This is a genomic window from Streptomyces sp. NPDC050388, from assembly GCF_040655635.1.
Classification (GTDB): Bacteria; Actinomycetota; Actinomycetes; order Streptomycetales; family Streptomycetaceae; genus Streptomyces.
Map to the genome: position 1 here is coordinate 1 of NZ_JBFAKH010000014.1, position 11,754 is coordinate 11,754.

At 70.2% G+C, this 11,754-nt stretch carries 9 protein-coding genes; 5 read left to right on the top strand and 4 right to left on the bottom strand.

The annotated features are described in order from the left end of the window. Positions 1-64 precede the first annotated feature (64 nt). The gene (locus tag AB0I73_RS10495; RefSeq protein ID WP_363035807.1) at positions 65-1,018 is read right to left on the bottom strand and encodes a heme o synthase; all 954 of its coding nucleotides are present in this window, start codon (positions 1,016-1,018) and stop codon (positions 65-67) included. A gap of 342 nt (positions 1,019-1,360) precedes the next feature. On the opposite strand from AB0I73_RS10495, the gene tkt reads away from it, so the two are divergent. The 5 genes from tkt to pgl are packed head-to-tail and all read left to right on the top strand — an operon-like array spanning position 1,361 to position 8,104. Beyond that, positions 1,361-3,463, top strand: coding sequence for a transketolase (tkt, locus tag AB0I73_RS10500; RefSeq protein ID WP_363035809.1), 2,103 nt, complete (start codon positions 1,361-1,363; stop codon positions 3,461-3,463). A 37-nt stretch (positions 3,464-3,500) separates the two neighbouring features. Beyond that, on the top strand, positions 3,501-4,619 hold the full coding sequence (gene tal, locus AB0I73_RS10505; protein ID WP_363035811.1) for a transaldolase: 1,119 nt from the start codon (positions 3,501-3,503) through the stop codon (positions 4,617-4,619). Positions 4,620-4,623: 4 nt separating this feature from the next. Continuing rightward, positions 4,624-6,147 carry a glucose-6-phosphate dehydrogenase gene (gene zwf, locus AB0I73_RS10510; protein WP_363035813.1) on the top strand — a complete coding sequence of 508 codons (1,524 nt, stop codon included), beginning with the start codon at positions 4,624-4,626 and terminating at the stop codon, positions 6,145-6,147. After that, on the top strand, positions 6,144-7,322 hold the full coding sequence (opcA, locus tag AB0I73_RS10515; RefSeq protein ID WP_363035815.1) for a glucose-6-phosphate dehydrogenase assembly protein OpcA: 1,179 nt from the start codon (positions 6,144-6,146) through the stop codon (positions 7,320-7,322). Before zwf ends, opcA begins: the two co-directional genes overlap by 4 nt. Further along, on the top strand, positions 7,319-8,104 hold the full coding sequence (gene pgl / locus AB0I73_RS10520; protein ID WP_363035817.1) for a 6-phosphogluconolactonase: 786 nt from the start codon (positions 7,319-7,321) through the stop codon (positions 8,102-8,104). Before opcA ends, pgl begins: the two co-directional genes overlap by 4 nt. Positions 8,105-8,178: 74 nt before the next feature. Here the strand turns inward: pgl and AB0I73_RS10525 are convergent, their stop codons facing one another. The 3 genes from AB0I73_RS10525 to AB0I73_RS10535 are packed head-to-tail and all read right to left on the bottom strand — an operon-like array spanning position 8,179 to position 11,725. Then, positions 8,179-9,018, bottom strand: a complete 840-nt coding sequence (locus AB0I73_RS10525; RefSeq protein ID WP_065003010.1) for a carbohydrate ABC transporter permease — start codon at positions 9,016-9,018, stop codon at positions 8,179-8,181. After that, a complete protein-coding gene (locus tag AB0I73_RS10530; protein ID WP_363035820.1) occupies positions 9,015-10,385 on the bottom strand; it encodes an ABC transporter permease subunit in 1,371 nt (456 codons plus the stop codon). The genes AB0I73_RS10525 and AB0I73_RS10530 overlap by 4 nt, the downstream gene beginning before the upstream one ends. Before the next feature lie 5 nt (positions 10,386-10,390). Continuing rightward, complete coding sequence (locus tag AB0I73_RS10535) at positions 10,391-11,725, bottom strand: ABC transporter substrate-binding protein (RefSeq protein WP_363035822.1); 1,335 nt, start codon at positions 11,723-11,725, stop codon at positions 10,391-10,393. Positions 11,726-11,754 lie beyond the last annotated feature (29 nt).

Consider the following 11,754-nt stretch of genomic DNA (forward strand, 5'->3'; position numbering starts at 1 on the left):
GGTCCGTGGCCTTGGCCACGGACCCCGCCCCTCGGAACGTCTCTGAGGTCGCCTGCCGCAGGAACTACCGCAGGAAAGGGTCCACCGCGACGGCCACGAAGAGCAGCGACACATAGGTGATGGACCAGTGGAACAGGCGCATCTCCTTGAGCTTGCTGCCGGTCACCTCGGCCTTGGCGCGGTTGAGGAGCGCGTGCGCCTCCCACAGCCACCAGCCGCCCGCGGCCAGCGCGACCGCGGTGTAGAACCAGCCGGTGTAGCCGAGCGGGGTGAGCAGCAGCGACACCGCGACCATGACCCAGCTGTAGAGCACGATCTGCTTGGCGACGGCCTTGTTGCCGGCGATCACCGGGAGCATCGGCACGCCCACGCGCGCGTAGTCCTCCTTCACCTTCATGGACAGCGGCCAGTAGTGCGGCGGCGTCCAGAAGAAGATGACGAGGAAGAGGATGACCGGTGCCCAGGACATCGAGTTGGTGACCGCGGACCAGCCGATCAGCACCGGCATGCAGCCGGCGATGCCGCCCCACACGATGTTCTGCGCCGTACGCCGTTTGAGGATCATCGTGTAGACGACGACGTAGAAGAGGAGCGCCCCGAGGGAGAGCCAGGCGGACAGCCAGTTGACGGTGAGGCCGAACAGCAGCGTCGAGACGACGGCCAGGGTGATGCCGAAGGCCAGGCACTCGCGCGGGCTGACCATGCCGGTGACCAGGGGGCGCTGCGAGGTGCGGTCCATCAGCGCGTCGATGTCGCGGTCGAGATACATGTTGAGCGCGTTGGCGCCGCCCGCCGACAGGTAGCCGCCGACGCAGGTCAGCAGCACCAGTCCCAGGTCGGGCACACCCTGCTGCGCCAGGAACATCACCGGGACCGTGGTGATGAGCAGCAGTTCGATGATCCGCGGCTTGGTCAGCGCCACGAACGCCCCGACACGGGCCCCGAACGGCCGGTGACTCGGGCTCTGGCTGGTCCCGACAATCCCCGCAGGACGGGATTCAACGGCCGTCACTCGCACCCCTGACAGAGTTCCCAGCAAGCCCTCCCGTATGAGGTGTCGGTAAAGGCTCGCGCGTACCACGCCACCTTAGACGTTGCCCAGACCCGGACAATCGCGGGGGTCCGGTCGTGTTGGCGGCGGCCGCTCACAACGGAGTTCCGAGCTCGATTGAGCAACCGGATGAGCGGCTCCGTATTCATCTGCCGAACAGGAAGACTTCCCGGTCAGGAGGCGGATCGCCGGGACTCCCGGCAGTCTGGAACGGCTCGGGGGATGCACGCCCTCCAGGGGTAGGCTCGACCTCGCCGGTGAGCACTCATCCGGCATCCGAAAACATGTGGAGAGGAGCCCTGACTCAGGGTGAGCACCAAGCCGACCACCACAGACCTCGAGTGGACCGAACTGGACCAGCGGGCCGTGGACACCGCCCGCGTCCTGGCCGCCGATGCCGTACAGAAGGTCGGCAACGGCCATCCCGGTACGGCGATGAGCCTGGCGCCCGCCGCGTACACCCTCTTCCAGAAGGTGATGCGGCACGACCCCGCGGACGCCGACTGGGTCGGGCGGGACCGTTTCGTCCTGTCCGCCGGACATTCGTCCCTGACTCTCTACACCCAGCTGTACCTGGCCGGTTTCGGTCTGGAGCTGGACGACCTGAAGGCGTTCCGCACCTGGGGTTCGAAGACGCCGGGCCACCCGGAGTACGGGCACACCACCGGCGTGGAGACGACGACCGGGCCGCTGGGCCAGGGTGTCGCCAACGCGGTCGGCATGGCCATGGCCGCCCGCTACGAGCGCGGGCTGTTCGACCCGGAGGCCGCCCCGGGCGAGTCCCCGTTCGACCACTTCGTCTACTGCATCGCCGGTGACGGCTGCCTGCAGGAGGGCATCTCCGCGGAGGCGTCCTCGCTGGCCGGCCACCAGAAGCTCGGCAACCTGGTCCTGCTGTGGGACGACAACCACATCTCGATCGAGGGCGACACCGAGACGGCCGTCTCCGAGGACGTCACCAAGCGGTACGAGGCCTACGGCTGGCACGTGCAGCGGGTGGCCCCGAAGCCGGACGGCGACCTGGACCCGAACGCGATCTACGACGCCGTCCAGGAGGCCAAGAAGGTCACCGACCGGCCGTCGTTCATCGCGATGCGCTCGATCATCGCCTGGCCGGCCCCGAACGCGCAGAACACCGAGGCCTCCCACGGTTCGGCGCTCGGCGACGAGGAGGTGGCGGCCACCAAGCGGGTGCTGGGCTTCGACCCGGAGCAGACCTTCGAGGTGACCGACGAGGTCCTCGGCCACACCCGTGGCGCGCTGGAGCGCGGCAAGCAGGCGCGGGCCGAGTGGGAGAAGTCGTTCCAGGAGTGGCGGAGCAACAACCCGGAGCGCGCGGCCGAGTTCGACCGGATCGCGGCCGGTGAGCTGCCCAAGGGCTGGGAGGACAAGCTTCCCGTCTTCGAGCCGGGCAAGGCGGTCGCCACCCGTGCCGCCTCCGGCAAGGTGCTCCAGGCGCTCGGCGCGGTCGTCCCGGAGCTGTGGGGCGGCTCGGCCGACCTGGCGGGCTCCAACAACACGACGATCGACAAGACGTCCTCGTTCCTCCCGGTCGGCAACCCGCTGCCCGAGGCGAACCCGTACGGCCGCACCATCCACTTCGGTATCCGCGAGCACGCCATGGCCGCGGAGATGAACGGCATCGCGCTGCACGGCAACACCCGGATCTACGGCGGCACCTTCCTGGTGTTCTCCGACTACATGCGCAACGCGGTGCGGCTGTCGGCCCTGATGCACCTGCCGGTGACGTACGTGTGGACGCACGACTCCATCGGTCTGGGCGAGGACGGCCCGACCCACCAGCCGGTCGAGCACCTGGCCTCGCTGCGCGCCATCCCCGGTCTGAACGTCGTCCGCCCGGCGGACGCCAACGAGACCGCGATCGCCTGGCGGGAGATCCTCAAGCGCTGGACCAAGGAGTTCGGCAAGGGCCAGCCGCACGGCCTGGCCCTCACCCGGCAGGGCGTGCCGACGTACGAGCCCAACGAGGACGCGGCGCGCGGCGGCTACGTGCTGTTCGAGGCGGAGGAGGCCTCCGGACAGAGCACGGAGCCGCAGGTCGTGCTGATCGCCACCGGTTCCGAGGTGCACGTCGCCGTCGAGGCCCGTGAGCGGCTCCAGGCCGACGGGGTGCCGACGCGCGTGGTGTCCATGCCGTCGGTGGAGTGGTTCGAGGAGCAGGACCAGGGGTACCGGGACAGCGTCCTGCCGCCCTCCGTGAAGGCGCGCGTCGCGGTGGAGGCCGGTATCGGTCTGACGTGGCACAAGTACGTCGGGGACGCCGGGCGCATCGTGTCCCTGGAGCACTTCGGCGCGTCCGCCGACGGCAAGGTGCTGTTCAAGGAGTTCGGCTTCACCGCCGAGAACGTGGCGGCCGCGGCCCGGGACTCACTCGCCGCTGCCCGGCGCTGACGCTCACATACGACACGTAGTAGGAGATGGAATTTCCATGACAGACGCATTGAAGCGCCTTTCCGACGAGGGCGTCGCGATCTGGCTGGACGACCTGTCGCGCAAGCGGATCACGTCCGGCAACCTCGCCGAGCTGATCGACCAGCAGCACGTCGTGGGCGTCACCACCAACCCGTCGATCTTCCAGAAGGCGATCTCCGAGGGCGACGGCTACGAGCAGCAGCTCGCCGACCTCGCCGCCCGCAGGGTCACGGTCGAAGAGGCCATCCGGATGATCACCACGGCGGACGTCCGGGACGCCGCCGACATCCTGCGCCCGGTCTTCGACGCCACCGACGGCAAGGACGGCCGGGTCTCCATCGAGGTCGACCCGCGGCTGGCGCACGAGACGCGCGCCACCGTCGCCGAGGCCAAGCAGCTGGCCTGGCTGGTGGACCGGCCCAACACCCTGATCAAGATCCCGGCGACCGAGGCCGGCATCCCGGCGATCGCCGAGGTCATCGGCCTGGGCATCAGCGTCAACGTCACGCTGATCTTCTCCCTGGAGCGGTACCGCAAGGTCATGGACGCGTTCCTGACCGGTCTGGAGAAGGCCAAGGAGCGCGGCCTGGACCTGTCGAAGATCCACTCGGTGGCGTCGTTCTTCGTGTCCCGCGTGGACACCGAGATCGACAAGCGGATCGACGCGCTCGGCACCGACGAGGCGAAGGCGCTGCGCGGCAAGGCCGCCGTCGCCAACGCGCGCCTGGCCTACCAGGCGTACGAGGAGGTCTTCGCCACCGACCGCTGGAGCGCGCTGGAGCGTGAGGGCGCCAACAGGCAGCGTCCGCTGTGGGCCTCCACCGGTGTGAAGGACAAGGCGTACAAGTCCACGATGTACGTCGACGACCTGGTGGCGCCGAACACGGTGAACACCATGCCGGAGGCGACGCTGTTCGCCACCGAGGAGCAGGGCGAGATCAAGGGCAACGCCGTCGCCGGCACCTACGAGCAGGCCCGCGCCGACCTCGACGCCGTGGAGCGGCTGGGCATCTCGTACGACGACGTGGTGCAGCTGCTGGAGGAGGAGGGCGTCGAGAAGTTCGAGGCGTCCTGGAACGACCTGCTGAAGTCGACCGAGGCGGAGCTCGCGCGCCTCGCCCCTTCGGAGGGCTGACACCTTGTCGAGCAGCAACCCGCTGCGTGACCCCGCGGACCGACGGCTCCCGCGTATCGCGGGGCCGTCGGGCCTGGTCATCTTCGGCGTCACGGGCGACCTCTCCCGCAAGAAGCTGATGCCGGCCGTGTACGACCTCGCCAACCGGGGTCTGCTGCCGCCGGGCTTCTCGCTGGTCGGGTTCGCCCGCCGCGAGTGGGCGCACGAGGACTTCGCGCAGGTGGTGCACGACGCGGTCAAGGAGCACGCCCGCACTCCGTTCCGCGAGGAGGTCTGGCAGCAGCTCATCCAGGGCATGCGCTTCGTCCAGGGCACCTTCGACGACGACGAGTCCTTCGAGCGGCTGCGCGGCACCATCGAGGAACTGGACAAGGCACAGGGCACGGGCGGCAACTTCGCGTTCTACCTGTCGGTGCCGCCGCGGTCCTTCCCGGTGGTCATCCAGCAGCTGAAGAAGCACGGGCTGGCCGACCAGAGCAGTGGTTCCTGGCGGCGCGCGGTGATCGAGAAGCCCTTCGGCCACGACCTGAAGTCGGCCGAGGAGCTCAACGCGCTCGTCCACGAGGTGTTCGCCCCGGACCAGGTCTTCCGGATCGACCACTACCTGGGCAAGGAGACCGTCCAGAACATCCTGGCGCTCCGCTTCGCCAACACGATGTTCGAGCCGATCTGGAACCGGTCCTTCGTGGACCACGTGCAGATCACCATGGCCGAGGACATCGGCATCGGCGGCCGGGCCGGCTACTACGACGGCATCGGCGCCGCCCGTGACGTCATCCAGAACCACCTGCTCCAGCTGATGGCGCTCACCGCCATGGAGGAGCCGGCCTCCTTCGACGCGGACGCACTGGCCGCGGAGAAGACCAAGGTGCTCGGCGCCGTGCGGCTGCCGAAGGACCTGGGCCGGGACACCGTGCGCGGGCAGTACGCGGCGGGCTGGCAGGGCGGCGCGAAGGCGGTCGGGTACCTGGAGGAGGAGGGCATCGACGCCTCCTCGAGGACCGACACGTACGCCGCGATCAAGCTGGGGGTGGACAACCGCCGCTGGGCGGGTGTCCCCTTCTACCTGCGCACCGGAAAGCGGCTGGGCCGCCGGGTCACCGAGATCGCGGTGGTGTTCCAGCGGGCGCCGCACTCGCCGTTCGACACGACGGCCACCGAGGAACTGGGCTCCAACGCGATCGTGATCCGCGTCCAGCCGGACGAGGGTGTCACGGTGCGGTTCGGCTCCAAGGTGCCGGGCACGTCCATGGAGATCCGGGACGTGTCGATGGACTTCGCCTACGGCGAGTCGTTCACCGAGTCCAGCCCGGAGGCGTACGAACGGCTCATCCTCGACGTCCTGCTCGGTGACTCCAATCTCTTCCCGCGCACCGAGGAGGTCGAGCTGTCCTGGAAGATCCTCGACCCGATCGAGGAGTACTGGGACAACCACGGACGGCCGGCCCAGTACCCGGCCGGCACCTGGGGGCCCGTGGAGGCGGACCACATGCTCGAGCGAGACGGACGGAGCTGGCGGCGGCCATGAAGATAGACCTCACGGACACCACGGCCGGCGAGATCAACAAGGCGCTGGTGCGGGCCCGCCGGGCCATCGGCACTCCGGCGGTCGGCATGGTGCTCACCCTGGTCATCGTGACCGACGAGGAGAACGCCTACGACGCCCTGAAGTCCGCCGGCGACGCCTCGCGCGAGCATCCCTCGCGCACCCTGGTCGTCATCAAGCGGGTGTCCCGCTCCCCCCGCGACCGTACGCAGTCCCGGCTGGACGCCGAGGTGCGGGTCGGCGCGGACGCGGGCACCGGTGAGACGGTGGTGCTCCGGCTGTACGGCGAGGTCGCCGACCACGCCCAGTCGGTGGTGCTGCCGCTGCTGCTGCCGGACGCCCCGGTGGTGGTCTGGTGGCCGGTCAACGCCCCGCTGAACCCGGCCGGCGACCCGCTGGGCGCGCTGGCCCAGCGCCGGGTGACCGACACCTACGCCTGCGAGCAGCCGGTGCGGGAGCTCGCGGCCCGCGCCGAGGCCTACGCCCCGGGCGACACGGACCTGTCCTGGACCCGGATCACGCCCTGGCGTTCGATGCTGGCCGCGGCTCTGGACCAGGTGTCCTGCGAGGTGCAGGGCGTGGAGGTCGAGGGCGAGGAGTTCAACCCGAGCTGCGAGCTGCTGGCCATGTGGCTCGCAGCTCGGCTGGGCGTGCCCGTGAAGCGTTCGCTGTCGAGCGGCCCGGGGCTCACCGCGGTCCGGCTGTCGACCGACTGCGGCCCGATCGTGCTGGACCGTGCCGACGGTTCGCTCGCGACGCTGTCCATCCAGGGCCAGCCGAAGCGGGCGGTGGCGCTCAAGCGCCGGGACACCGCGGAGCTGATCGCGGAGGAGCTGCGCCGGCTGGACCCGGACGACACGTACGCGTCGGCCCTGCGGTACGGGGTCGAGCGGCTGAGGAGTCCGGCGACGGGGGCGGGCGCGACGAAGGCGTCGTCCGGTGCGCTGGACGAGGTGTCGCGCGGGCTGACCGAGGCGACGACCGCGCTCGACGAGGTGTCGCGTGCGCTGGACGAGGCGTCGGACGACTCCGGGAAGCCGGCGGGTGAGCCGCCGGCCAAAGGAGCGTCGGGCACCGCTGCCGGCGGACCGGCTGCGAAAGGTCCCGCGGTCGAGGCACCGGCGCAGGCACCGCTGAGGAAGGTGGAGGCGAAGTGAGTACGGCACCGCAGCTGGTCGTGCACCGCGACAAGGAGCTGATGGCGCAGGCCGCGGCGGCCCGGCTGATCACCAGGGTCGTGGACGCGCAGGCCTCGCGGGGTTCGGCGTCCGTGGTGCTGACCGGCGGCCGCAACGGCAACGGTCTGCTGGCCGCGCTCGCGGACGCGCCCGCCCGGGACGCGGTCGACTGGAGCCGGATCGACCTGTGGTGGGGCGACGAGCGGTTCCTACCGGACGGCGACCCGGAGCGCAATGTCACCCAGGCCCGTGAAGCGCTGCTCGACGCGGTGCCGCTGGACCCGAAGCGCGTGCACGCCATGCCCGCGTCCGACGGACCGCACGGCGCCGACGTGGACGCGGCGGCGGCCGCGTACGCCGAGGAGCTGGCCCGTGCCGCGGGTCCGACGGACCACGGCGCGGTGCCGACGTTCGACGTGCTGATGCTGGGTGTCGGCCCGGACACGCATGTGGCGTCCCTCTTCCCGGAGTTGCCCGCGGTGCGGGAGACGGAGCGCACGGTGGTCGGCGTCCACGGGGCGCCCAAGCCGCCGCCGACCCGGGTGACGCTCACCCTCCCGGCGATCCGTGCGGCCCGGGAGGTGTGGCTGCTGGCGGCCGGCGAGGACAAGGCGGAGGCCGCGGCGATCGCCCTGTCGGGCGCGGGCGAGATCCAGGCCCCGGCGGCGGGCGCGTACGGCAGGGCCCGCACCCTGTGGCTCCTGGACGCGGCGGCGGCCTCGCAGCTGCCGCGGGCGCTGTATCCGCCTGCTTCCGCGTGACCGCGTGAACACGCACGGACCCCCGCCTCGTGAGGAGGCGGGGGTCCGTGCGTTTCCGGGTGGGACGGTGGCCGTCACTTCACCGACCCCGCCATCACCCCCTGCACGAAGTGCCGCTGGAAGGCGAAGAACACGGCCACCGGCACCACCAGCGACAGGAACGCCCCCGGCGCGAGCACATCGATGTTGCTGCCGAACTGGCGGATCTGCGACTGGAGTTCCACCGTCAGCGGCTGTGAGGAGCTGTCCGCGAACAACAGCGCCACCAGCATGTCGTTCCAGACCCACAGGAACTGGAAGATGGCCAGGCTGGCGATCGCCGGCCGCCCGACGGGCAGGATCAGCCGGGTGAAGATGCGCCACTCGCTGCCGCCGTCCATGCGGGCGGCCTCCAGCATCTCCTTGGGCATCTCGGCGAAGTAGTTCCGCAGCAGGAACACCGCGAACGGCAGTCCGTACGCCACGTGGAACAGCACGACCCCGGGGATGGTGCCGAACAGGCCCAGCTGGCCGAAGAGTTTGGCCACCGGCAGCAGCCCGATCTGCACGGGCACCACCAACAGGGCGACCACGACGAGGAAGATCGTGTCCCGGCCGGGGAAGTCCAGCCAGGCGAAGGCGTATCCGGCGAGCGCCGCGACGATCACCACCAGCACCGTGGTCGGCACCGAGATCAGCACGGTGTTCCAGAACGCCTGGGTCATCCCCGAGTTCTTCAGCAGGGCCGCGTAGTTGTCGAAGGACAGCTGCCCGGGGCTGGTGAACACCGTCCACCAGCCGCCCTTGGCCGTGTCCTCGGCGGAGCGCATCGAGGACAGGAACAGGCCGGCCAGCGGGGTCATCCACACCAGCCCGATCACGACCAGGAAGGCCTGCACGACCGCGTTGCCCAGGCCGCGCCGGATCGCGTTCATCGCTGGCTCCTTCTGAAACGGCGGACGTTGAAGGCCATGGCGGGGACGACCAGCAGCAGGAGCAGCACACCGAGCGCGCTGCCCAGTCCCTGGTCGTTGCCGCCGCCGAACGACACCAGCCACATCTGGGTCGCGAGCACGGTCGCGTCCTCCTGCACGGGTCCGGGCGCGATGATGTAGACGAGGTCGAAGACCTTCATCACGTTGATCACCAGGGTCACGAAGACGACGGTGAGGACCGGTGCGAGCAGCGGGACGGTGATCCGGCGGAAGATCTGCCACTCGTTCGCGCCGTCCATCCGCGCCGCCTCCAGCGCGTCCCGCGGCAGCGCGGCGAGGCCGGCGCCGATCAGCACCATCGCGAAGCCGGTCCAGATCCACAGGTAGGCCCCGATGATGGCCGGGGTGACGAGCGTCGGTCCGAGCCAGGAGATGCCCTGGTAGGGGGGCGCGAAGTTCTCGGCGGGCAGTTTCAGCGCGTAGGGGCCGTCGTCCAGTCCGGTGAAGCGGAACGAGCCGTCGGCCCCGGTGGTCGTGGTCGCGACCGTGCGTCCGTCGCGGAGCGCCTCGACCTTCATGCCGGGCAGTCCGCTCTCCCCCTCGTCGACCCGGCCCGGCTCTCCTCCCCCGCCGGGGGTGAAGTCCAGGTACACCACGCCGCCGACCTCGTCGGAGGCCGCCTCGCGGGAGGCCGCCGGGGAGGCGGGTGCCGCCTCCCCGGGCAGGTCCTTGGGTGCCACGCCGACCAGGCCCAGCGCCGCCGTGCCGCCCGGCGACACGTCCGCCCCGGTCACGTACGAGCCGTCCGCCTCCTTGGTCAGGCCCGCCCCGTCGCCCTCGCGGGCGCGGGCCGTCGGGTAGGACGAGCTGCCCTTGAAGGTGTCGTGGACCGAGACGACGGCCGCGTTCAGCACGCCCTTGTCCGGGTCCTCGTCGTAGGCGAGCCGGAAGACGATGCCGGCCGCCAGGAAGGACACCGCCATCGGCATGAACAGCAGCAACTTGAAGGCGGTGGCCCAGCGGATCTTCTCCACCAGCACGGCCAGGATCAGGCCCAGGCCGGTGAGCAGGGTGGGGGCGATGACGACCCAGATCGCGGTGTTCCGGACGGCCTTGAGGGTGACCGGGTCGCGGAACATCTCGAGGTAGTTCTCGCCGCCCACGAACCGGGTGCCGGAGGCGTCGAAGAGGCTGCGTCCGACGGAGAACAGCACCGGGTAGACGACCAGCGCGCCCAGCAGGAGCAGGGCGGGCAGCACGAACAGCACGGCGACGATCCGCCCCCGCCGGCGCAGGCGCCGGCGGGGGGCACGATCGGGGTGCGAAGGAGCCGGAGGGCTCGCCTCTTTCACCAGGGTGGCGGTCATGACCGTCAGTTCCCGTAGGCCTTGGCCGCCGCGTTCTCCAGCTCGGCCGCGGTCTTCTTCGGGTCGGACGGGTCACGCAGGAAGTCCTGGAGGATCTTCCACTCGCCCTTGCCCTGGGTGCCGCCGAAGGCCGCCGGGGCCTGGTCCGACATGTCGAAGCGGACCGAGTCGCCGGCCTCGATCAGGGACTCGGCGGTGGCGCGGGTGACGTCGTCGCCGTAGGAGGAAAGGTCCAGCTCCTTGTTCGGGGAGAGGAAGCCTCCGGCCTCGGCCCACACGGCGGCGGCCTCCGGCGTGGCGAGGTACTCGAGGAGCGCCATGCCGGCCTCGGCGTTCTTGCCGTCCTTGAGCACCACGGCCGCGTCGCCGCCGCTGACCACCGGGGCCTCGCCGTCGCCGACCGGCGGGAACGGGAAGAAGTTCGCGTCGGTGCCGATGTTCTTGCCGAACTGGTCCTTGGCGACGCCGGCCACGAAGTCGCCCTCGTAGACCATGGCGGCGTCCGGCTCGGGGCCGAAGACCTTCTCCACCGAACCGGGGAAGTCGGTGTTCAGGGCTTCCTTCTGGCCGCCCGAGACGAGTTGCTTGTCCTTGAAGAGTTCGCCGAGCGTGGTGAGCGCCTTCACCACCGTCGGGTCGGTCCACTTGATCTCGTGCGCGGCGAGGGCGTCGTACTTCTCGGGCCCGGCCTGGGAGAGGTAGACGTTCTCGAACCAGTCGGTCAGCGTCCAGCCGTCCTGTCCGGCGACCGAGAAGGCGGCGAGGCCGGAGTCGGAGATCGTGCGTCCGTCCTTCAGCATGGCGTCGTAGGTCTTCGGCGGGGTGATGCCCGCCTGCTCCAGGGCCTCGGGGCTGTACCAGACGGTCGACTTGTGGGCGGCCTTGAAGTAGAGGCCGTACAGCGTGCCGTCGACGCTGCCGTAGTTCTGCCACACCTCGGCGAAGTTGTTCTCCACGGTGCCCTGGACCTTCTTGTCCAGCGGCTTGAGCCAGCCCGCCTCGGCGAACTGCTTCAACACGCCGACCTGGGGGACCATCACGACGTCGGGGGCGTTGCCGCCCTCGATCTTGCTGCCGACGACGGTGGAGACGTTGTCGCCGGTGGAGACGAACTCCGTCTTGGCGCCGGTCTTCTCGGTGAAGGCGTCGAGCACCTTCTGGAAGTTCTTCTGCTCGCTGCCGGACCAGACACCGGCGACGGAGACGGTCTGGCCGTTGAGCGCCTTGTCACCGTCACCGCCGCCGGCCGAGACGGGCTCGCCGGAGCCGCAGGCGGTGGCGCCGAGGGCGAGCACGAGGGCGGTGCAGCCGGTGAGCAGGGTGGTACGTCGTCGCATCATCGTTGATGTCCCTTCAGAAGCGTTCGGAG

Excerpts from the sequence above, each read along its gene's own strand:
- tal (WP_363035811.1), top strand. The coding sequence starts at position 3,501 with ATGACAGACGCATTGAAGCGCCTTTCCGACGAGGGCGTCGCGATCTGG.
- opcA (WP_363035815.1), top strand. The coding sequence starts at position 6,144 with ATGAAGATAGACCTCACGGACACCACGGCCGGCGAGATCAACAAGGCG.
- AB0I73_RS10525 (WP_065003010.1), bottom strand. The coding sequence starts at position 9,018 with ATGAACGCGATCCGGCGCGGCCTGGGCAACGCGGTCGTGCAGGCCTTC.
- AB0I73_RS10530 (WP_363035820.1), bottom strand. The coding sequence starts at position 10,385 with ATGACCGCCACCCTGGTGAAAGAGGCGAGCCCTCCGGCTCCTTCGCAC.
- AB0I73_RS10535 (WP_363035822.1), bottom strand. The coding sequence starts at position 11,725 with ATGATGCGACGACGTACCACCCTGCTCACCGGCTGCACCGCCCTCGTG.